The sequence below is a fragment of the Streptomyces sp. NPDC058470 genome, assembly GCF_042721055.1.
In the GTDB taxonomy this organism is placed as follows: Bacteria; Actinomycetota; Actinomycetes; order Streptomycetales; family Streptomycetaceae; genus Streptomyces.
The window spans coordinates 1-21,554 of sequence record NZ_JBHXMF010000038.1; the positions used below are offsets into that span (position 1 = coordinate 1).

The 21,554-nt window shown below is 69.1% G+C and carries 19 protein-coding genes and 1 pseudogene; 10 read left to right on the forward strand and 10 right to left on the reverse strand.

Going from position 1 to position 21,554, the window contains the following annotated elements; all coding sequences use genetic code 11:
- Positions 1–167: 167 nt before the first annotated feature.
- The 5 genes from ACFWP7_RS26165 to ACFWP7_RS26185 all read right to left on the reverse strand — a co-directional run bounded on the left by ACFWP7_RS26165 (position 168) and on the right by ACFWP7_RS26185 (position 3,868).
- Positions 168–1,316, reverse strand: coding sequence for a DUF475 domain-containing protein (locus ACFWP7_RS26165; RefSeq protein WP_384385517.1), 1,149 nt, complete (start codon positions 1,314–1,316; stop codon positions 168–170).
- A 75-nt stretch (positions 1,317–1,391) separates the two neighbouring features.
- Positions 1,392–1,967: a TerD family protein gene (locus ACFWP7_RS26170; RefSeq protein WP_384385520.1), complete on the reverse strand. Its 576-nt coding sequence runs from the start codon at positions 1,965–1,967 to the stop codon at positions 1,392–1,394.
- A 100-nt stretch (positions 1,968–2,067) separates the two neighbouring features.
- On the reverse strand, positions 2,068–2,643 hold the full coding sequence (locus ACFWP7_RS26175; RefSeq protein WP_384385523.1) for a TerD family protein: 576 nt from the start codon (positions 2,641–2,643) through the stop codon (positions 2,068–2,070).
- A gap of 112 nt (positions 2,644–2,755) precedes the next feature.
- Complete coding sequence (locus ACFWP7_RS26180) at positions 2,756–3,214, reverse strand: peroxiredoxin (RefSeq protein ID WP_384385525.1); 459 nt, start codon at positions 3,212–3,214, stop codon at positions 2,756–2,758.
- Positions 3,215–3,427: 213 nt separating this feature from the next.
- Entirely contained in the window at positions 3,428–3,868 is a 441-nt protein-coding gene (locus ACFWP7_RS26185) for a DUF3052 domain-containing protein (RefSeq protein WP_384385527.1), read from the reverse strand.
- A 470-nt stretch (positions 3,869–4,338) separates the two neighbouring features.
- Between ACFWP7_RS26185 and aceE the strand changes: the two genes are divergently transcribed.
- Together aceE and ACFWP7_RS26195 are read left to right on the forward strand one after the other, a co-directional pair.
- Positions 4,339–7,071 carry a pyruvate dehydrogenase (acetyl-transferring), homodimeric type gene (gene aceE / locus ACFWP7_RS26190; RefSeq protein WP_384385530.1) on the forward strand — a complete coding sequence of 911 codons (2,733 nt, stop codon included), beginning with the start codon at positions 4,339–4,341 and terminating at the stop codon, positions 7,069–7,071.
- Between the two features lie 105 nt (positions 7,072–7,176).
- Positions 7,177–7,902, forward strand: a pseudogene (locus ACFWP7_RS26195) (potassium channel family protein); the annotation flags it as partial.
- A 129-nt stretch (positions 7,903–8,031) separates the two neighbouring features.
- On the opposite strand, the gene ACFWP7_RS26200 reads toward ACFWP7_RS26195, so the two are convergent.
- Together ACFWP7_RS26200 and ACFWP7_RS26205 are read right to left on the reverse strand one after the other, a co-directional pair.
- Entirely contained in the window at positions 8,032–8,340 is a 309-nt protein-coding gene (locus tag ACFWP7_RS26200; RefSeq protein WP_384385533.1) for a small hydrophobic protein, read from the reverse strand.
- Positions 8,341–8,605: 265 nt separating this feature from the next.
- Positions 8,606–10,225, reverse strand: coding sequence for an MFS transporter (locus tag ACFWP7_RS26205; RefSeq protein ID WP_384385536.1), 1,620 nt, complete (start codon positions 10,223–10,225; stop codon positions 8,606–8,608).
- A 146-nt stretch (positions 10,226–10,371) separates the two neighbouring features.
- On the opposite strand from ACFWP7_RS26205, the gene ACFWP7_RS26210 reads away from it, so the two are divergent.
- From ACFWP7_RS26210 to ACFWP7_RS26220, 3 genes are all read left to right on the forward strand, one after another.
- Positions 10,372–11,031: a TetR family transcriptional regulator gene (locus ACFWP7_RS26210; protein ID WP_384385539.1), complete on the forward strand. Its 660-nt coding sequence runs from the start codon at positions 10,372–10,374 to the stop codon at positions 11,029–11,031.
- Positions 11,032–11,245: 214 nt separating this feature from the next.
- Positions 11,246–12,454: an alpha/beta hydrolase gene (locus ACFWP7_RS26215; protein ID WP_384385542.1), complete on the forward strand. Its 1,209-nt coding sequence runs from the start codon at positions 11,246–11,248 to the stop codon at positions 12,452–12,454.
- 75 nt (positions 12,455–12,529) lie between these two features.
- Positions 12,530–13,390, forward strand: coding sequence for a DUF4429 domain-containing protein (locus ACFWP7_RS26220; protein ID WP_384385545.1), 861 nt, complete (start codon positions 12,530–12,532; stop codon positions 13,388–13,390).
- Positions 13,391–13,587: 197 nt separating this feature from the next.
- On the opposite strand, the gene ACFWP7_RS26225 is transcribed toward ACFWP7_RS26220, so the two are convergent.
- Together ACFWP7_RS26225 and ACFWP7_RS26230 are read right to left on the reverse strand one after the other, a co-directional pair.
- Positions 13,588–14,604, reverse strand: a complete 1,017-nt coding sequence (locus ACFWP7_RS26225) for an aldo/keto reductase (protein WP_384385548.1) — start codon at positions 14,602–14,604, stop codon at positions 13,588–13,590.
- The gene (locus tag ACFWP7_RS26230) at positions 14,604–15,077 is read right to left on the reverse strand and encodes a MerR family transcriptional regulator (RefSeq protein WP_384385551.1); all 474 of its coding nucleotides are present in this window, start codon (positions 15,075–15,077) and stop codon (positions 14,604–14,606) included. Before ACFWP7_RS26230 ends, ACFWP7_RS26225 begins: the two co-directional genes overlap by 1 nt.
- A gap of 94 nt (positions 15,078–15,171) precedes the next feature.
- Between ACFWP7_RS26230 and ACFWP7_RS26235 the strand changes: the two genes are divergently transcribed.
- The 3 genes from ACFWP7_RS26235 (at position 15,172) to ACFWP7_RS26245 (ending at position 18,376) form a co-directional block, all read left to right on the forward strand.
- A complete protein-coding gene (locus ACFWP7_RS26235; RefSeq protein ID WP_384385554.1) occupies positions 15,172–15,642 on the forward strand; it encodes a GNAT family N-acetyltransferase in 471 nt (156 codons plus the stop codon).
- 19 nt (positions 15,643–15,661) lie between these two features.
- Entirely contained in the window at positions 15,662–16,486 is an 825-nt protein-coding gene (locus tag ACFWP7_RS26240; protein WP_384385557.1) for a serine hydrolase domain-containing protein, read from the forward strand.
- A gap of 96 nt (positions 16,487–16,582) precedes the next feature.
- Positions 16,583–18,376, forward strand: a complete 1,794-nt coding sequence (locus tag ACFWP7_RS26245; RefSeq protein WP_384385560.1) for a protein kinase — start codon at positions 16,583–16,585, stop codon at positions 18,374–18,376.
- Between the two features lie 49 nt (positions 18,377–18,425).
- Here ACFWP7_RS26245 and ACFWP7_RS26250 read toward each other — a convergent pair whose 3' ends face one another.
- Entirely contained in the window at positions 18,426–19,079 is a 654-nt protein-coding gene (locus ACFWP7_RS26250; protein ID WP_384385742.1) for a pirin family protein, read from the reverse strand.
- Positions 19,080–19,338: 259 nt separating this feature from the next.
- On the opposite strand from ACFWP7_RS26250, the gene ACFWP7_RS26255 reads away from it, so the two are divergent.
- Together ACFWP7_RS26255 and ACFWP7_RS26260 are read left to right on the forward strand one after the other, a co-directional pair.
- Positions 19,339–20,544 carry a PucR family transcriptional regulator gene (locus tag ACFWP7_RS26255; RefSeq protein ID WP_384385563.1) on the forward strand — a complete coding sequence of 402 codons (1,206 nt, stop codon included), beginning with the start codon at positions 19,339–19,341 and terminating at the stop codon, positions 20,542–20,544.
- A gap of 89 nt (positions 20,545–20,633) precedes the next feature.
- A complete protein-coding gene (locus tag ACFWP7_RS26260) occupies positions 20,634–21,548 on the forward strand; it encodes an ACP S-malonyltransferase (protein ID WP_384385566.1) in 915 nt (304 codons plus the stop codon).
- Positions 21,549–21,554 lie beyond the last annotated feature (6 nt).

Genomic DNA, 21,554 nt, shown 5'->3' on the forward strand with positions numbered 1-21,554 from the left:
CGTGGTCGGCCTTGCGCCCGCCCCACAGGTCCTGCCAGTTCCCCATTCCCCCCCCCCGTCCCCTCTTTCGGCCGGGGGGGCGGCCGCGTGTACTCGTCCACGCGGCCGCCCCGTACAAGAGCGTTCCTCACCTGGGCCCGGGTCACACCCCGGAACCCGAGCCGGGGTCAGACCCCGGACGAGACCTCGGCCTTGTCGTCCGAGGGCTCACCTTTTCCCTCGGCCGCCGCCAGCGCGTTGTTGCGGCGCACGGAGGACCAGAAGGACCAGGCGATCAGGACGACACCGGTGAGACCGGTGATGAACTCGTTGATCTCGAAACGGATGGTGACGAGCAGGATCGCCGCGAGGGCGCCGATCGCGTAGTGCGCGCCGTGCTCCAGGTAGACGTAGTCGTCGAGGGTGCCCTGGCGGACCAGGTAGACCGTGAGCGAGCGGACGTACATGGCGCCGATGCCGAGGCCGAGCGCCATCAGGATGATGTCGTTCGTGACGGCGAAGGCGCCGATGACACCGTCGAAGGAGAAGGACGCGTCCAGGACCTCCAGGTAGAGGAACATGAAGAACGCGGCCTTGCCGGCGAGGGTCACCGCGGAGACCGGCTTGCCGTCGCGCCTGGCCTCTTCCTCGGCCTCGTGCTCGCGCTCCTCTTCCTCCTCCAGCCGGTTCTCGAAGAAGCCGGAGAGTCCGCCGACCACCAGGTACGTGATGAGACCGCCGACGCCGGAGAGCAGGACCGTCTCCGCCTTGTCGACGTGGATGCCGCCGTGCTGGTGGGCGTGCGAGGCGAAGTACAGCGCGGAGACGAGCAGGACGACCAGGGCGATGCAGACCGACAGCATGTCGACCTTGCCGAGCTTGGCCAGCGGGCGCTCGATCCAGCCGAGCCACTTGATGTCACGCTCCTCGAAAATGAAGTCGAGGAAGATCATCAACAGGAACATGCCGCCGAAGGCAGCGATCGCCGGGTGCGCGTCGGTGACCAGCTGCTGGTAGCGGTCCGCGTCGTTCAGCGCCAGGTCGACGGCGTCGATGGGGTTGAGCGACGCGGTGATCGCCACGATCACGACGGGGAAGACCAGCCGCATTCCGAAGACGGCGATCAGAACACCGACCGTGAGGAAGATCTTTTGCCAGAACGGGCTCATCTTCTTCAGGATTCCGGCGTTGACCACCGCGTTGTCGAAGGACAGCGAGATTTCGAGAACGGAAAGGATCAGGACGATCCCGAACGCTGTCCATCCGTCGATCAACACCGCCGCGACCAAGCCGACCGCGGTGACCGCGAACGACCAGCCGAAGGTTTTCAGGACCACTGGTTACCCCATCGTGTGTTGGGGGGCTACCCCCGGACGAAGTCCGGAGAGGGTTTCCCCCCGCCGTACCCGGCTTTACGAAACGTTGACTCCGAAGTCTAGAGCGATGCCCCGCAAGCCCGACGCGTACCCCTGCCCCACTGCGCGGAACTTCCATTCCGCTCCATAGCGGTAAACCTCGCCGAAGATCATCGCCGTTTCCGTGGAGGCGTCCTCGGACAGGTCGTAGCGCGCGAGTTCCTGGCCGTCGGCCTGGTTGACGACGCGGATGAAAGCGTTGCTGACCTGGCCGAAGGTCTGGCCACGGTTGTCGGCGTCGTGGATGGAGACCGGGAAGACGATCTTGTCCACATTGTCCGGAACCTTGGAGAGGTCGATCAGGATCGACTCGTCGTCACCCTCGCCCTCACCCGTGAGGTTGTCCCCGGTGTGCTCCACCGAGCCCTCCGGGCTCTTGAGCTGGTTGTAGAACACGAAATACTCGTCGCCGAGCACCCGGCCGGAGTTGCACAGCAGTGCGCTGGCGTCCAGGTCGAAGTCGGCTCCGGTGGTGGAGCGTGCGTCCCAGCCGAGCCCGATCAACACCTGTGTGAGGTTGGGTGCGGCCTTCGAGAGGGAGACATTGCCCCCCTTGGCGAGCGTGACGCCCATGATTCTGGTCCTCCCCGAGGTCATACGTTGGGTTGCCGAGCGCGTCCGGCGCCGCACGTGAAGTGTGCGGCGCCGGACGGATGGGCCGAAGGGCTTTTGCTCAGACGTTGACGCCGAAGTCCTGCGCGATACCGCGCAGGCCCGAGGCGTAGCCCTGGCCGATGGCGCGGAACTTCCACTCCGCGCCGTGCCGGTAGAGCTCGCCGAAGACCATGGCGGTCTCCGTCGAGGCGTCCTCGGACAGGTCGTAGCGCGCGATCTCCGCACCGCCCGACTGGTTCACCACGCGAATGAACGCGTTGCGGACCTGGCCGAAGGACTGCTGGCGGTTCTCGGCGTCGTAGATCGAGACCGGGAAGACGATCTTCTCGATGTCGGCCGGGACGCCGGCGAGGTTGACCTTGATCTGCTCGTCGTCGCCCTCGCCCTCACCGGTGGTGTTGTCCCCGGTGTGCTCGACCGAGCCGTCCGGGCTCTTCAGGTTGTTGAAGAACACGAAGTTGGCGTCACTGCTGACCTTGCCGTCCGGGTTCGTGAGGATGGCGCTGGCGTCGAGGTCGAAGTCGGTGCCGGTGGTGGTGCGGATGTCCCACCCCAGACCGATGATGACCGCGGTCAGTCCCGGGGCCTCCTTCGAAAGCGATACGTTGCCGCCCTTGCTGAGGCTGACTCCCACGAGTCCTCCATTGGTGTTCAGGGGCGGGATGCCCCGACTGCGTTCGGTATCGGATCAACGTGTCGATCCTAGTGACGGGTTCCCGCACCCTGCAGGGCTTGGGACCGAACAATCACAGGGTGTCGAGCGCCGTGACGTACTCGTTCAGGTCGCGCGCGTCCGGCAGGGCGTTGACCACGGTCCAGCGGACGACGCCCTCCTTGTCGATGACGAACGTGCCGCGCACCGCGCAGCCCTTGTCCTCGTCGAAGACGCCGTACGCGCGCGAAGTGTTGCCGTGCGGCCAGAAGTCGGAGAGCAGCGGGTACTCCAGGCCCTCCTGCTCGGCGAAGACGCGCAGGGTGTGGATGGAGTCGTTCGAGACGGCCAGCAGCTGGGTGTCACGGTCGGTGAACTGCGGCAGGTTGTCGCGCAGGGAGCACAGCTCGCCGGTGCACACACCCGTGAAAGCGAACGGGTAGAAGAGCAGCACCACGTTCTTCTCGCCGCGGAAGTCGGACAGTCGCACGGTGGCGCCGTGGTTGTCCTTGAGCTCGAAGTCCGGCGCCTTGGTGCCGACCGCGATCGCCATAGTCACACGCTTCCCTTCCAGGGGGCTGTTCGGGTGAGTCCACCCTACGCAGCGACCACCGCGACCCCGGGGAAGGGCGACACGGCAGAACGCCGGACCGGCTGAGCGTGTCAGCGGGTCCGGCGTTCGAGGACGAGGCCCTTCAGGCCGCATGTCCAGGGGTCCGGCGGCATGAACCGCCGGAGTGGTTGCCCGGATCGGCCCGGCGGGGTATCAGCGCTTGCCGGACTTGGCCCCCTTCGGGGTGGCCAGCCGGCTGCCGCTCCAGTCCTTGCCCACGCTGGCGCTCTTGGTCGCCGACAGACCCGCAGTCGTCGCCGCTTCGGCGATGTCGCTCGGCTCCACGTAGCCGTCACGGCCGGTCTTCGGCGTCAGCAGGAGGATGGCGCCGCCGTCTTCGATGTACGTGGTGGCATCCACCAGTACGTCGGTCAGGTCGCCGTCCTCGTCGCGGAACCACAGCACCACGGCATCGGCGACATCGTCGTAATCCTCGTCCACGAGCTCGCTGCCGATGACTTCCTCAATGGCCTCGCGGAGCTCCTGGTCGACGTCGTCGTCGTAGCCGATCTCCTGGACCACCTGCTCGGGCTGGAACCCCAGCCTTGCGGCAGGGTTCGTCCTCTCCTCCGCGTGGTCCGCGGTCGCGCTCACGGGTTGCCTCCTGATCATGTTTCTGGTTGGGGTCTCCCCCGGCTTTGTCGGAGCCTGGGGAGTCTTCTGGCCACGCGCGTGCGCGAAGCATTGGCCGTAGTCCACACGGACGGGGCGGATCGCGCAAGTACCCGGCCGTCGAGACCGCCGAAACGGTGACGATCCTGGCGGTGTCGACGCAACTCCAGGCATGGAGTCGAGGCACCTGGTGACGCGCACCACACCCTTCTGTCCGGTTTGCGAATTTCACAACCCTTGAAGGATACGAGACCCGAACGACTTTGCGGAACGCGTCACGGACTGAGCGTATCGTTGCGTTTTGGCCGGGCACGTCCCAACGTACTGCGAGAACGTCCCGGTTACCTCCCAGTAGAGGTGACGATTCCGTTCGCCGGGTACACGATGGGGAACGGTGTGAACACAGCGAAGTACAGCCCCCTCTGACAGCCCTCCGACAGCGAAGGAACAGCGTGGCTTCCGGATCCGATCGCAACCCGATCATCATTGGCGGCCTTCCCAGCCAGGTCCCGGACTTCGACCCTGAGGAGACTCAGGAGTGGCTCGACTCCCTCGACGCCGCCGTCGACGAGCGCGGCCGGGAGCGCGCCCGCTATCTGATGCTGCGGCTCATCGAGCGGGCCCGCGAGAAGCGCGTGGCCGTGCCCGAGATGCGCAGCACGGACTACGTCAACACGATCGCCACCAAGGACGAGCCGTTCTTCCCCGGCAACGAGGAGATCGAGCGCAAGGTCCTGAACGCGACCCGCTGGAACGCGGCGGTGATGGTGTCCAGGGCCCAGCGTCCGGGTATCGGCGTCGGCGGTCACATCGCCACCTTCGCGTCCTCCGCCTCGCTGTACGACGTGGGCTTCAACCACTTCTTCCGCGGCAAGGACGAGGGCGACGGCGGCGACCAGATCTTCTTCCAGGGGCACGCCTCGCCGGGCATCTACGCCCGCGCGTTCCTGCTGGACCGACTGAGCGAGCAGCAGCTCGACGCGTTCCGGCAGGAGAAGTCGAAGGCGCCGTACGGGCTGTCCTCGTACCCGCACCCGCGGCTGATGCCGGACTTCTGGGAGTTCCCGACCGTCTCCATGGGCCTGGGCCCGCTCGGCGCGATCTTCCAGGCGCGGATGAACCGCTATATGGAGGCGCGCGAGATCGCCGACACCTCCAAGTCGCACGTGTGGGCGTTCCTCGGTGACGGCGAGATGGACGAGCCGGAGTCGCTCGGCCAGCTGTCGATCGCGGCGCGTGAGGGCCTGGACAACCTGACCTTCGTCGTCAACTGCAACCTGCAGCGGCTCGACGGCCCGGTGCGCGGCAACGGCAAGATCATCCAGGAGCTGGAGTCGCAGTTCCGGGGCGCCGGCTGGAACGTCATCAAGCTGGTCTGGGACCGCACCTGGGACCCGCTGCTCGCACAGGACCGCGACGGGGTGCTGGTCAACCAGCTGAACACCACGCCGGACGGCCAGTTCCAGACGTACGCCACCGAGACCGGCGCGTACATCCGTGAGCACTTCTTCGGGCACGACCACCGGCTGCGCGCGATGGTCGAGAGCATGACGGACGACCAGATCCTGCACCTGGGGCGCGGCGGTCACGACCACAAGAAGGTGTACGCGGCCTTCGCGGCGGCCAAGGCGCACAAGGGCCAGCCGACGGTGGTGCTTGCACAGACCGTCAAGGGCTGGACGCTCGGCCCGAACTTCGAGGGCCGCAACGCGACCCACCAGATGAAGAAGCTGACGACCGCGGACCTCAAGGGTTTCCGCGACCGGCTGCACATCCCGATCACCGACCAGCAGCTGGAGGGCGGCTCCCCGCCGTACTACCACCCGGGCCGGGACTCGGAAGAGATCCAGTACATGCACGACCGCCGCAAGAGCCTGGGCGGGTACGTCCCGACCCGTGTCGTGCGGTCGAAGCCCCTCGTACTTCCCGAGGACAAGACGTACGCGAGTGTGAAGAAGGGCTCGGGCCAGCAGTCGATCGCCACCACCATGGCGTTCGTCCGGCTGCTCAAGGACCTCATGCGGGACAAGGAGATCGGCAGGCGGTTCGTGCTGATCGCGCCCGACGAGTACCGCACCTTCGGTATGGACTCGTTCTTCCCGAGCGCGAAGATCTACAACCCGCTCGGCCAGCAGTACGAGTCCGTGGACCGCGATCTGCTGCTCGCGTACAAGGAGTCCCCGACGGGCCAGATGCTGCACGACGGCATCTCGGAGGCGGGCTGTACGGCGTCGCTGATCGCCGCGGGTTCGGCGTATGCCACGCACGGCGAGCCGCTGATCCCGGTCTACGTCTTCTACTCGATGTTCGGTTTCCAGCGCACCGGCGACCAGTTCTGGCAGATGGCCGACCAGTTGGCGCGCGGTTTCGTACTGGGTGCGACCGCCGGTCGTACGACTCTGACCGGTGAGGGTCTCCAGCACGCGGACGGCCACTCACAGCTGCTCGCCTCGACGAACCCGGGGTGTGTCGCGTACGACCCGGCGTACGGGTACGAGATCGCGTACATCGTCAAGGACGGGCTGCGCCGGATGTACGGCCCCGATAGCGAAGATGTGTTCTATTACCTGACCGTCTACAACGAGCCGATCCAGCATCCGGCAGAACCGGAGAGCGTGGACGTGGACGGCATTCTGAAGGGCATCTACCGCCTCAAGTCGGGCGATCAAGGCACCACCACGGCGCAGATCATGGCCTCCGGTGTGGCGGTGCCGTGGGCGGTCGAGGCGCAGCAGATCCTGGCGGCCGACTGGAACGTGAAGGCGGACGTCTGGTCGGCGACCTCCTGGAACGAGCTGCGGCGCGAGGCCATCGAGGTGGAGCGGCACAATCTGCTGCACCCCGAGGAGGAGCAGCGCGTCCCGTACGTGACGCAGAAGCTGTCGGGGGCCGAGGGCCCGTTCGTCGCCGTCTCCGACTGGATGCGGTCCGTCCCCGACCAGATCTCCCGCTGGGTGCCGGGGACCTACCAGTCCCTGGGCGCCGACGGCTTCGGCTTCGCGGACACGCGTGGGGCGGCCCGGCGCTTCTTCCACATCGACGCGCAGTCGATCGTGGTCGCGGTGCTGACCGAGCTGGCGCGCGAGGGCAAGGTCGACCGGTCGGTGCTGAAGCAGGCGATCGACCGCTACCAACTGCTCGACGTGCAGGCGGCCGACCCGGGGGCCGCGGGCGGCGACGCGTAGTTCGTACGTCTCCTTTGCGTACGTCTCTCGTACGTCTCCTGAGGGGCGGTGGGGCCACGGGCCTCGCCGCCCCTTCGCTGTCTTCTTATTACTTACGATGCGGGCATGAAGGAGCAGTCGGCACAGGTCCGCTGGGAGCGGCGCACGCAGCGGCCGCTGCTGGGGTTCGCCCTGGCGTTCGCCGTCGCCTACGCCGTGCCGATCGTGTGGCCCGCCGCGGGTCATGACGTGGCGTCCGTGTGCACGGCGGTGGAGTGGGTGGTGTGGGGCGCGTTCGCGGCAGACTACGCCGCCCGGCTGGTGCTGGCCGAGCAGCGCAAGGAGTTCGTACGGACACACTGGCTGGACCTGCTCGCGGTGGTGCTGCCGCTGGTCCAGCCGTTGCGGCTGCTGCGGCTCGTCTCCACGCTGCTGCTCGTCGGGCAACGGGCCCGGATCGCCTCACAGATACAGCTCACGACGTACGTCGCGGGCTCGGTGGTGGGCCTGTTGATGTTCGGCTCACTCGCGGTCCTCTCCGTGGAGCGGGACTCGCCGAACGGGAACATCAGGACGCTGGGCGACGCCGTGTGGTGGTCGTTCACGACGATGACGACGGTGGGGTACGGGGATCACGCCCCGACCACCGGTCTGGGCCGCGTGCTCGCGGTCGGTCTGATGCTCTCCGGCATCGCCCTGCTGGGTGTCGTCACCGCCAACATCGCCGCCTGGTTCATCTCCCGCTTCGAGATGGACGACGTCGAGGAACGCCGGCAGACGGCCGCGATCACCGCCCTCACGGAGGAGGTACGCGCCCTGCGGGCGGAGGTGGCGACGCTGTCACGGAGTACGGCGCCTGAAGGCACGCCCTTCACGGCGGCGCCGCACCCGGTGCCGGGTGCGGCGGAGGAACACTCGTCGCTCTGGTCAACCGCCGTGTGCGAAGCGCGAGTCGGTGCGAGTTGCCGTTCTGGACCGCGGTCAGAGCAGTCCGGTGCCCGGGCCTGCCGTGCCGGCCAGCCACATGATGGCCAGCAGCGTGTCGATCGCGCCCAGGACGAGCGCGACGACGGCCGGGATGGGACGGGCTCCGGCCCAACTGCGGCCCATGGCGAGCCAGCCGCAGACGATCGCCACCGGGCCGAGGATGATCCCCAGCACGAAGAAACCGGCGATCGCGCAGATGAGCCCCACGGTGCCCAGCGTCGCGCGATCCGGCCCGGTCCGTGACCTCGTACGGCTACGTGAACGGGGGTACCTGCGCGTGCCGTTTCCAAAGCCCGCCATCATCCATCAACTCCTGAACTCCCGGAAAGGCTCGGTCGGTTCGGGTCGATATGCGGGTACCCCCGTATCCCGGCTTAAGACCTGGCGGCGCGCTGCCCCCCTCCGGCAGCGCGCCGCAAGTCCGGTCGTCCTCCAGGTCGTACGGAGGACTTGACCCACTGTGACGTGCGGCGCGTGCCGGGTGCGAGGGATCTTTAGCGTTGTCACCCTGATAGGGGAAACGGCCCCTGGAGCGGGCCCGGGGACAGGCCCTGGACAGGAACAGGTCCTAGATGTGGCCGGCGCCGGCGCCCGCCTCCGCGTTGTCGCCCCGCTTGGTGAGCAGGGCGACGAAGACCGCCACGACGGCGACCCCGGACGCGACCAGGCAGGCCAGGCTCATGCCGGAGATGAAGGTGTCGTGGGCGACGTCCGTGATCTGCGCGGCGAGGGCGGCGGGCGTGTCCGGGGTGACCGGCGCGGCGCCGACCTGGACCGCCTCGGAGGCCGCGTCCAGCTGGTCCGGGGTGAGCGGGGGCAGTTTGGCGTCGGCCCAGTTGCCCGCGAGGTCGCCGTCGACCTTGGAGGCCATGACGGCGCCCAGTACCGCCGTACCGAGGCTGCCGCCGATCTGCATCGCGGCCTGCTGGAGGCCACCGGCGACACCGGAGAGCTCCATCGGCGCGTTGCCCACGATGACCTCGGTGGCGCCGACCATGACCGGCGCGAGACCGAGGCCGAGACCGGCGAACCAGAGCGACATGACGAAACTGCCGGTGTTCGTGTCCAGCGTGGACATGCCGTACATGGAGATCGCGGTGAGGGCCATACCGCCGGCGAGCGGGATGCGCGGGCCGGTCTTGGTGATCATGGCGCCGGCCAGCGGGGAGCCCACGATCATCATTCCGGTCAGCGGAAGGAGGTGCAGGCCCGCGTCGACCGGGCTCATGCCGTGCACGTTCTGGAGGTAGAAGGTGACGAAGAACAGGCCGCCCAGGAAGGCGATGGCCATCAGGACCATGAGGACCACGCCCGCGGACAGCGGCACAGAGCGGAACAGCCCCAACGGGATCAGCGGTTCCTTCACCCGCTTCTCCCAGAAGGCGAAGAGCCCGAAGCCGAGCACCGAGGCGGCCAGGAAGGTCCAGGTCAGGCCGTCGCCCCAGCCCCAGGTCGGGGCCTTGATGAGAGCCCAGACCAGGCAGAACATGGCGGTGGAGAGCAGGGCTATGCCGAGGATGTCGAAGGAGCGGGGCGCGTTCTTCGCACGGTGGTCGGTCAGGATCAGCGCGCCGAGGACCAGCGCGATGACGCCGACCGGCACGTTGATGAAGAACACCGACTGCCAGCTGACGTGCTGGACGAGCAGACCGCCGAGGATCGGGCCGCCCGCGGTGGACGCGCCGATGACCATGCCCCAGATGCCGATCGCCATGTTCAGCTTCTCGGCCGGGAAGGTGGCCCGCAGCAGTCCGAGCGCGGCCGGCATCAGCAGCGCGCCGAACAGACCCTGCAGGACGCGGAAGGTGACCACCAGCGCGATGCTGCTGGAGAACCCGATGGCCCCGGAGGCCGCGGCGAAGCCGATCACGCCGATGAGGAAGGTCTGCCGGTGACCGAACCGGTCGCCGAGCTTGCCCGCGGTGATCAGGGTGACCGCGAGCGCGAGGAAGTAGCCGTTGGTGATCCACTGGACGTCGGCGAAGCTCGCGCCGAGGTCCTTCTGGATGGCCGGGTTGGCGATGGCCACGATGGTGCCGTCCAGGGCGACCATCATGACGCCGAAGGCGACGGTGAACAGGGTGAACCAGGGGTGGCCGCGCAGCCCCGCGGACGGCGTCGGTCCGGAGACGGGTGCCGGGGCCTTGTCGGCCGGTCCCGTCGCGTCGACGGTGGTCTGACTAGTCATGTTTTCGAGGCTAGTGTCAGCCGCTGACAGTTGACAAACCAATTGACAAGTCGGTAACTGTCACGTCACTCGCGAATACCCTGAACTGGGCAGACGGTTCACAAGGTGCGGACGATCCGGAGGCGAGACAGCAGAGAAGAGGGACCATGGACACGGCGGACCATACCGGCCCGGCGCCCCGACCGGGACTGCGCGAGCTCAAGAAACAGCGCACCCGGGACGCGCTCCTGCACGCCGCCCTCGAACTGTTCACCAGCCAGGGGTACGAGCGCACGACCGTCGACGAGATCACCGAGGCCGTCGACGTCTCGCAGCGCACCTTCTTCCGCTACTTCGCGGGCAAGGAGGAGGTCGCCCTCTTCACCCAGCGGCTCACCGAGTCGCACTTCGTCGCCGCCGTGCGCGAACGCCCACCCCACGAAGCCCCGTTGGAGGTTCTGCGGCGCTCCGTCCTGGAGAGCTGGGACACCATCGGCGAGGCGATCGAGGCCGTCATCCCGATCGAACTGCATATGCGCACCCTTCGGTTGATCGAGTCGACACCCGCGCTGCTCGCCGTCAATCTGCGCCGTTCCGCGGAGCTGGAGGAGGAGATCGCACAGGTGATCGCCGAGCGCGAGGGTCTCGACCTGGACGCGGACCCGCGCCCACGCGTCGCGGTCGCCGCGTTCAGCGGGGTGATGCGTGTGACGAGCCGCCTGTGGGGCCAGGGCGAGGACATCGGCGTCGAGGGGATCCGCGAACTGACCGCCTCCTACCTGAGCCATGTGGGGCCCGCACTGGCGGAAACATGGCGTAGGGAATAACTCCTGCCGTACGGAGAGACGTCCGACCGGCGCGCCCCACACCGCCCATCCAGCACACAGAGTCACAGATCGCCCACTGAAGTTCGACTTTCCTTACCCAGCGTGACGATTTAGGTCAAGTTGAACACGCTTTGCCCCAGTTACCCCACCAGAAACGTGATCCGCCTCACTCGGTTAACGCGAGACCCGTTTGTTCTCCTAGTGTGTCCTCCCAGTGACTTCCTTCGACGCTTCCCCCCAACTGAACGTCTGGCGCGCACTGCTCGCGCTGGCCGTGGTGTTCGTGATGCTGGCCACCAGTGGCTGGACCGCGATTCACAGCCATCGGGGGTCGTCGGCCCTCGAATCCTCGCGCTCCGCGTGGGAGCACGGCAGCCTCGCCGGGAGCCCGCTCCCGGACACCGGCTCCGCGCCGAGCGTCGTGGCCCGCTTCTTCGCCTCGCTCGACGCCGGCCAGCGCGACCGTCTCGCCCACAGCTACCCCCTCGCGGTCGGCAACATGAACGGCGCGCCCGTGACCCTGCGCTACCAGGCGAACCGCCTCGCCCTGGAGAAACAGCGCAAGGTCGAGCTCAAGCGCATGCACGACACCCGGCTCTCGCCACTCGGGCAGCACGAGGCGGGCCGCCGTATGCACCGCTACGAGGCGCTGCTCGAAAAGGGCCGCAAGATCCTCGCCTTCGACCCGATGGGATCGGGCCGGATCGCCGAGGTCGTCGGAGACCTCGACACGGCCGAACGCGTCTCGGTCGTGGTGCCAGGCGTCGACACGACCCTGCTCACCTTCCAGCGCACGGCCAAGAAGTACACGGCGCCGGTCGGCATGGCGCAGTCCCTGTACGCGGCGGAGCACGAGGCGAGCCCCACCACGCGTACGGCCGTGATCGCCTGGGCCGACTACACCGCACCCAGCGGGCTCGGCATCGACTCGGCCACCGCGATGCGCGCCGAGGAGGGCGCGGTCCGGCTGAACGCACTGGTACGAGCGCTGCCGGGAAGCTCATCGGTGGCGCTGTACTGCCACAGCTACGGCTCCGTGCTGTGCGGGGTCGCCGCCAAGGAGCTGCCCTCCCGGGTCTCCGACATAGCGGTCGCGGGCAGCCCCGGCATGCGGGCCGACACGGTCACGGCACTGCACACCACGGCCCAGGTCTGGGCGATGCGGGACGCCGACGACTGGATCCAGGACGTACCGCACCTCGAGGTCGGAGGGCTCGGACACGGCGCCGACCCGGTGTCGGCGGGGTTCGGGGCGCGGGTCCTGTCCGCGCGGGGCTCCAAGGGCCACACCGGCTACTTCGAGCCGGGCACCGACAGCCTCCACAACTTCGCGGAGATCGGCATCGGCGCGTACGGCTCGGTGGACTGCGCGCACACGGATGAAGCGTGCCGGACGGGTTTGTCCGGCGGGTCGTCAGCCTGACGCGCGTAGAAGCGAAAGGACCGCGGTCCGCCAAGGGAGGCGACGCGGGCCTGTGCGCCGCATACGATGGCCCGCATGGGTGACGTACTGGCCGGGTTTCATGCCGTCTGGGAGTTCGAGTCCGACTCCGTGCTCATCCGCTTCGAACGGGGAATCCGCACGCCGAAGCTGTTCCAGGCGCTCGGCGAACGCCGTATCCCGCTCGATGCGATCGCGGCGGTGACACTGACGCCCGGGAAGCGCGGCACGGTGGTTCTGCATGCCGTGCCCAGACCCGGCGCCGACCCGCTGATGGAGGCGGCCGCGGGACAGCTCAAGGAGGGGTGCGACCCCTATCGTCTGGTGCTGCCCGCCGAGCGCGAGACACTCGCCGAGTACTACGCGGACGAGCTGCGCGCGCAGCTCACGAAGGACGACGAACCCGCCGAGCGGTATCTCGTCGGGGCGCCCGAGGCGCCGTTGCACTTCAAGGCGTACGACGGCAAGGCGTCCTTCGACGGTCGGTCGGTGTCCTTCCGGTGGTTCTGGACGGGAGCCTCGTCGGCGAAGTGGAAGGCCGGTGACCAGACCTTCCCCGTCACGGGGCTCAGCGGTGTCGAATGGCGTTCGCCCGAGGTCTTCGAAGGGCATCTGCGGCTGTTGCGCCGTGAGCCGGCTGTGGCACAGCCCGCGCAGGCCGATCAGGATCCGGCGGCGGTCGTGTTCGGGCTCGGGTACGGGCCGGTGCACGAGTCGTTGCCGTTCGCGGCGGCTGTGCTGGCTGCGGTACGGGGGTCCGGCGGGGCGCCTGTACCGGCCCTCGCCCCTCCCGCGTCCCGGCGCGACCCCGCCGACATCGCCGAGCGCATCCGGCACCTCGGCGAGCTCCGCGACGCCGGCCTCGTGACGGACGAGGAATTCTCTACGAAGAAGGCGGAGCTGCTGGCGGAGCTGTGACCGGGGGCGGGGGGTGGCCCGCGGCGGAGCCGCTCAAGGATGTAGTCGGCCCCTCCGCCCCTACCCGTCCCTTGTTCCTGGGGGCGGGCTCTGCCCCCAGACCCCCGTATCGCGCCGAACGCGCTCGTCCTCAAACGCCGGACGGGCTGAAACGGGGCGGAGGGGGGCGAAAAACCCCACCCCACCCCAGCCCCCCGCTACTCCCGGCCCGCCGACGTAAAGTTCATGTCCGCGTAGCGGTCGCCCGCGACCTTGGCGGCGATGGGCTCCAGCAGACCCAGCTCGGCCTCGCTGAGGACGATCCGGGTGGCGGCCGTGTTCTCCTCGACGCGCTTCGCCTTGGTGGTGCCGGGAATCGGGACGACGGCGAGCCCGTACACGGCGGCCCGCTGCTGTGCCCAGGCGAGCGCGACCTGCCCGAGCGAGGCGCCATGCGCGTCGGCGACGGAGCGTACCGACTCCAGGAGCGCGACGTTGGCGGCCGCGTTGTCCCCGTTGAAGCGGGGCTGGCGACGCCGGAAGTCATCCGCCGCCAGCTCCTTCCCGGCGTCCGCGAAGGACCCCGTGAGGAACCCACGCCCGAGCGGCGAGTACGGCACGAGCGCCACACCCAGCTCACGCGCCGCCGGTACCACCCCGGCCTCGATGTCACGGCTGAACAGCGACCACTCCGACTGCACGGCGGCGATCGGATGCACGCCCTGTGCCGCACGCAGCTCCCCGCCCGTCACCTCGCTCAGCCCGAGATGCTTGACCTTGCCCGCGCGCACCAGCTCGGCCATGGTCCCGACGGTCTCCTCGATCGGGATGTTCACGTCACGCCGGTGCATGTAGTAGAGGTCGATCACATCGACGTCCAGCCGTCGCAGGCTCGCCTCGACGGCCTGCCGGATGTAGGGCGCGTCGTTGCGGATGATCCGCTTGGTCGGGTCGTCCGGCGGGATCGTCATGGCGAACTTCGTCGCGATGACGAGTTCGTCGCGGTGAGCCTTGAAGAACGGGGAGAGGAACTTCTCGTTCTCACCCTCCCCATAGGCGTCCGCGGTGTCGTAGAGCGTGACGCCGAGCTCCAGCGCCCGCTCCAGGGTGGCCCGCGACCCGTCGGCGTCGGCGGGCCCGTACGCGAAGCTCATGCCCATGCAGCCCAGGCCCTGCACCCCGACCTCGGGGCCGCCGGTACCGAGCTCCACCTTCGCGATCTTACTGTCCGTCATCAGGACCTCTCCGACGCCAGGGCACTCCCGGCGTCCGCGTAGAAAGTGATTTTGCGGTCGAGCACCGCGAGGGTGTCCTGGAGCTCGGCGATCCGGGACTTTACGTCCCTGCGGGTCGCTTCCAGGAGTTCGTAGCGCTCGATGTAGGTGTGGTCGCCCGCACGCACCAGCTCCGCGTACCGCACCATGTCGGCGACCGGCATTCCGGTGAGCCGAAGCTTGCCGACGAGGCCCAGCCAGTCCAGGTCGCGGTTGGTGTAGCGGCGCTGTCCGGTGTGCGAGCGGTCGATGTGCGGCATCAGCCCGATCCGCTCGTACCAGCGCAGGGTGTGCGCCGTCAGGCCGGTGTACGCGACGACCTCGCTGATCGTGTAGTTGTCCTGGCCGTCCGGGCGCCGCAGCTCCCGCTCAGGGGGCGCGGCACACAGATCGGGACTGCTACCGGCCTCGGCCGTGGTCTCCATCACCGTCATGACCTCCACGCTAAAACCCTGGAGTGCACTCCAAGCAAGCGGAACCATGAAAATCCGGTGACGTCGCCCGCTCGGTGTGTCTACGTTGCGGATCATGACTCTTGTACGCCGTGCCGTGCCCGAGGACGCCGAGGAAGTGCTGCGTCTGCGCCAGGTGATGCTCGACTCGGTCTTCGGCACCGACTCGCCCAGCACCTGGCACGCCGAATCGCTTCCCACCGTACGGGGCAGGCTCGCCGACCCCGACGGGGACTTCGCGGCCTTCGTCATCGACCATCCGGACCGGCCGGACGCGCTGGCGGCACTCGTCGCCGGGACGATCGACTACCGCATCGGGAACGGGGCCAATCCGCAGGGCGCGATCGGATACGTCTTCAGCGTCGCCACCGATCCGGACGCGCGGCGCCGCGGCTACGCCCGCGCCGTCGTGGAGGCACTTCTCGACTGGTACCGCGAACGGGGTGTCCCCCAGGTCGACCTCAACGCCTCCGCGGAAGGCGAGCCGCTGTACGCCTCGCTCGGTTTCGTGCGCAAGCCGGACCCCTCGATGCGGCTCCGGCTCTGAGCCGCTTAGGCTCGTCCACATGTCACTGCAGAGCCTCGCGTTGATCGAGAACTGGCCCGTTCCCACCGCCGCGGCGGCCGTCGTCCGCGCGGACGGCACGCTGCTCGGGAGCCATGGGCCCGGTGCGCGGCCCTTCGCGCTCGCCTCGGTGACCAAGCCGCTTGCCGCCTACGCCGCCCTCGTCGCGTACGAGGAAGGCGCTATCGAACTCGACGAACCCGCCGGGCCCGAGGGCTCGACCGTTCGTCATCTCCTCGCGCACACCTCCGGACTCGCCTTCGACGAGCACCGGGTGACGTCGGTGCCCGGGGAGCGGCGGCTGTACTCCAACGCCGGGTTCGAGGTGCTCGGGGAGCACATCGCCAAGGCGACCGACATTCCGTTCGGGGAGTATCTGCGGCAGGCGGTGCTGGATCCGCTGGGGATGGCGTCGACCACACTCGACGGGTCGCCCGCGAAGGACGGGGTGTCCACGGTGGACGACCTGGTGCGCTTCGCGGCCGAGGTGCAGGCTCCGCGGCTCCTGGATCCTCGTACGGTCGCGGAGGCGATGACCGTCCAGTTCCCGGGCACCAAGGGCGTCCTGCCGGGGTACGGGCACCGCAACCCCAACGACTGGGGGCTCGGCTTCGAGATCCGCGACTCCAAGTCGCCCCACTGGACGGGGAGTTCGTCCTCACCGCGGACCTTCGGTCATTTCGGGCAGGCGGGTACGTTCCTGTGGATCGACCCCGACGCGGGCGTGGCCTGCGTGGCCCTCACCGACCGGGGGTTCGGGCCGTGGGCCGTCGAGGCGTGGCCGCCGTTCACGGACGCGGTGCTCGAAGACGTCAAGAATCGGTGAACGAAGCTGGAGTTGAAGGCTCCACCTGAGACGGGCATTGATCCGTTCGACTAGCCTCCCCCTGCACACATGCCTCACAAATTTCGGGGGAGAACAATGGGCGAGACACAACCGGGCGGGCATTTCCGCCCGTTGGAGGTCGGCGACCCGACGGTCGTGGCGGGCTACCGGCTCGCGGCACGGCTCGGCGCGGGCGGCATGGGCACGGTGTACCTGACGTACACGCCGGGCGGGCACCCGATCGCGCTGAAGACGATCCGGCCTGAGCTGAGCGAGGACCCCGAGTTCCGCCGCAGGTTCAAGCAGGAGGTCCAGGCCGCCCAGCGCGTCCAGGGCCTCTACACCGCGCCGGTCCTCGACCACGACACCGAGAGCGCCACCCAGCCCTGGCTGGCCACCGCCTACGTACCCGGCCCGTCGCTGGCCTCGGCGGTCACCGAGCACGGACCGCTGCCGGTGCCGACGGTCCTGCTGCTGATCGCGGGGGTCGCGGAGGCCCTGTCGGTCATCCACGGCGCGGGCATCGTCCACCGCGATCTGAAGCCCTCGAACGTGCTGCTCGCCGCCGACGGCCCGCGGGTCATCGACTTCGGTATCGCCCGTGCCGCCGACGCCACCGCGCTGACCAACACCGGTGTCTCCATCGGTACCCCGGCCTTCATGTCACCGGAGCAGGCCTCGGGGCGGGGTGAGCTCAGCCCCGCGTCGGACATCTTCGCCCTCGGTCAGGTCGCCGCGTACGCGGCACGGGGCAGTTCCGCGTACGGGGACGGGCCCTCGCACGCCGTGCTGTACCGCATCGTCCACGAGGATCCGGACCTCACCGGCCTCCCGGACGAACTCCGGTTCATCACCCGCCTGCTGGCCAAGAATCCGGCCGACCGGCCCTCACCGGCCGACGTCATCGCCCTGTGCCAGGAGGCCTCGCCCACCCCGCTGCGCCAGTCCGGGTCCTGGCTGCCCGACCCGATCGGCGAGCAGATCACCCGGCGGGTCTCCGCATCGGCGGAGCTCCTCGCGGCCCGCGCAGACGCCCCGGCGACACCGACCACTCCGGCCGACGCGGTGCCTCCGCCGACCGCTCCGGTCACCCAGCTGAGCGCTCCGGGCGTCGACCCGGCCGCGCACACGGTGCACGCGGCCCACGTCCCGACGCCTCCGCCCACCCCGCCGCCGTACGTACAGCAACCCGCGCACCAGACACACCCCACGCACCCCACGGCGCCGTACCCGCCGCAGAACACCTGGCAGCCGCAGCCGCCGGCCCAGAAGTACCCGTATCCGTACCCCCAGCCCCTCCCGCCGCCCAAGAGCAATGCGGGCAAGGTCCTCGCGATCATCGCGGGGGTGCTCGTGCTGGTGGTCGGCGGCTGTGTCTCGCTCCTCGGCAACATGGACGGCACGAAGGACGACTCCGCCTCCGGCACCAGCTCAAGCTCGGACTCCAGCGGCTCCGCGCCGCTCCCCGACCCCAAGCCGGCCACCTACAAGGGCATCAACATCCCCGGCAACTACTACGTGCGCTTCGCCGACTCGCCGCCCAGGCCGGTCACCAGCGACGTGGGCGGTGCGTACGAGGACGACGGGGACTTCTACTACTCCACGTTCGACACCCTCAACGACAAGCACGTGGGCAGCAGCAGCGACAAAATCGTCCTGCTGAACAACTCGGTGAAGGGCTCCCTCAAAACCTGCCGCGCCGAGACCCGGTACGCGGAGACGGTCACCCTCGGCCAGCTCTCCAAGGGCACCCAGATGTGCGTCCACACCGCGTCCGGCCACATCGGCCTGATCACCTTCCAGGGCTCGGCCCCGAGCGGCGACCCCAGCGACTACGTGTCGGTGGACATCACGGTGTGGCGGAACGCGGAGGAGCCCACGTCCGGCTGAGCCCCGTCGTCCGACGGTTGCGCCCGGTCGTCCGGCGGCCGGGCCACCGTCATGCCGTCATCTCCCACACCAGTAGCTCCGCCGGAGACCCCGCCACCGCCTCCAGGTCCTTCGCGTCGGTGATGCGGGCCGCGTCGCCGGGACCCAACTCCTCGCCGTCCAAGCGCACTTCACCGCGTACGACATGGACGTACGCGTACGCCGCGTCCGGAATCGCCGTCCGCTCCCCCGCCGTCAGGCGGCGTACATGGAGCATGGCGCCCGCCTCCGGGACGGCGTACGGCGTGGAGTCCGCGATGCCGTGGACGATCTCGTAGGCGGGCTCGCCGCCGGGCTCCAGCGGGGCCAGCCACATCTGGACGAAGGTCAGCGGCTCCGTGCCGTCGTTGCGCTCCACGTGGCGGACGCCGCCCCCGGCGCTGAGGCGCTGCACGTCACCGGGGCGGACCACCGACTCGTGGCCGGTGGAGTCGCGGTGGGTCAGCTCGCCCTCCACCACCCACGTGACGATCTCGGTATGGCTGTGCGGGTGCTCGTCGAAGCCGGCGCCGGGGGCGAGCCGCTCCTCGTTGCAGGCGATCACGGCGCCGAAGCGGAGGTTGTCCGGCTCGTAGTGGGGGCCGAAGGAGAAGGCGTGGAGCGAGGAGATCCCGGTCGCCGGGCCCCCTCCGCTGTAGCGCTCGTCGGCGCGGCGGACATCCATCACAGCCCCACCGTAGCCCCGCCCCCGCGTTCTCCCGGCGCTTACGACCTGGGGTGCAATAGGGAGCGGCGTCGCGGCGCCCTGCACGGCCGCTCGCGGCGTTGCCGAAATGTCCTGGTAGCTCCGGTACGAGGACCTTCCGGCGCCTTGCGATCGACCGCACCGGACGCCGCTCCTTGACCCACTCCCTATTGCACCCCAGCCCGTTACTCGCGACCCGCCGCCGCACACCTCCGTCCGGATAAGGCAGTCTTGTCCCGTGCCCGAACCCGAAACCAGCAACACCGCACGCCCCCCGCTCGACGTCCGCGCACATGCGGCAACCCTGAAGCGGCTGGAGAAGTCGTCCGGAAGTCTCGCCGCGCAGGCCATCGCGCGGATGGACGAGACGCTGCCGTGGTACCGGGCGATGCCCCCGGAGAACCGTTCCTGGATCGGTCTGGTCGCCCAGGCCGGAATCGCCGCCTTCACCGAGTGGTTCCGGCACCCGGACGCCCCGCAGGCCATCTCCACCGATGTGTTCGGGACCGCGCCGCGCGAACTGACCAGGGCGATCACCCTGCGTCAGACCGTCGAGATGGTGCGGACCACGATCGAGGTGATGGAGAGCGCGATCGACGAGGTCGCGGCGCCCGGGGACGAGTCCGTGCTCCGTGAGGCGCTCCTCGTCTACGCCCGCGAGATCGCCTTCGCGACCGCCCAGGTGTACGCCCAGGCGGCGGAGGCGCGGGGGGCCTGGGACGCCCGCCTCGAATCGCTCGTCGTGAACGCGGTGCTGTCCGGCGAGGCCGACGAGGGCGCTGTCAGCCGGGCCTCGGCGCTGGGCTGGAACTCACCCGAACATGTCTGCGTGGTGCTGGGTACGGCGCCCGACGGTGACAGCGAGCTGACGGTCGAGGCGATCCGGCGGGCCGCCCGGCACGCCAAGCTCCAGGTGCTGACCGGAGTGCTCGGGGACCGCCTTGTCGTCATCGCGGGCGGCAGCGACAACCCGCTCGCCGTCGCCAAGTCGCTGATCGGGCCTTATGCGGCCGGCGCCGTCGTCGCGGGGCCCGTCGTGCCCGACCTGCTCGCCGCCACCCGCTCCGCGCAGGCCGCCGCCGCCGGGCTGAAGGCGTGTTTCGCCTGGCAGGACGCGCCACGGCCGGTACTCGCGGACGATCTGCTGCCGGAGCGCGCGATCGCCGGTGACCCCGCCGCTCGCGACCAGCTGGTGGAGGAGATCTACAGACCGCTGGAGGAGGCCGGCTCCGCGCTCCTGGAGACACTCGCCGTCTATCTGGAACAGGCGAGCAGTCTCGAAGGCGCGGCCCGGATGCTCTTCGTCCACCCCAACACCGTGCGCTACCGGCTCCGACGTGTGACTGACGTCACCGGTTGGTCGCCTTCGGATGTACGCTCCGCGTTCACGCTGCGCATCGCACTGATCCTGGGGCGTTTGGCGGGCGGAGATCCACAAACCTAGGCTTTTGTCGGGGCCCTACAATTCCGCTTCGTGTTCTTCGTCCCTGTCCCCACGGGCGGTCCTGGCCGTCCACAAGAGAGAGTGTGAGAGTGCTCGTACTCGTCGCTCCCGGCCAGGGTGCCCAGACGCCCGGCTTCCTGACTCCTTGGCTCGACCTCCCCGGCGCGGCCGACCGCCTCGCCGGCTGGTCGGACGCCATTGGGCTCGACCTTGCCCACTACGGGACCCAGGCCGACGCGGACGCGATCCGTGACACGGCCGTGGCGCAGCCGCTGCTCGTCGCGGCCGGACTGCTGTCCGCCGCCGCGCTGGGCGAGGTGACCCCGGGTGCCGTCGCGGGCCACAGCGTTGGTGAGATCACCGCCGCCACGCTGGCGGGAGTGCTGGACGACACGGCCGCGCTCCGGCTCGTGCGCAAGCGGGGCCTGGCAATGGCCGAGGCCGCCGCCATCACACGGACCGGGATGTCCGCCCTGCTGGGCGGCGACTCCGAGACGACGGTTGTGCATCTGGAGAAGGTCGGCCTGACGGCGGCGAACGTGAACGGCGCGGGCCAGATCGTGGCCGCCGGCACGCTGGAGCAGCTCGCCGAGCTCGCCGAGAACAAGCCCGAGGGCGTACGCAAGGTCATCGCGCTGAAGGTCGCCGGTGCCTTCCACACGCGCCACATGGCACCCGCCGTCGACGCGCTGGCCAAGGCCGCCGAGGAGCTGACTCCCGCGGACCCGAAGTTCAGGTACGTCTCGAACAACGACGGCAAGGCCGTGGCCACCGGTGACGAGGTCGTCGCCCGGCTGGTCGGCCAGGTCGCCAGCCCGGTCCGCTGGGACCTGTGCATGGAGACCTTCAAGGAGCTCGGCGTGACCGCGCTGCTCGAGGTGTGCCCCGGCGGCACCCTGACCGGTCTGGCCAAGCGCGCCCTGCCCGGCGTGCGGACGCTGGCGCTGAAGACCCCCGACGACCTCGACGCGGCTCGCGAGCTCATCGCCGAGCACAGTGCCTGACAAGGA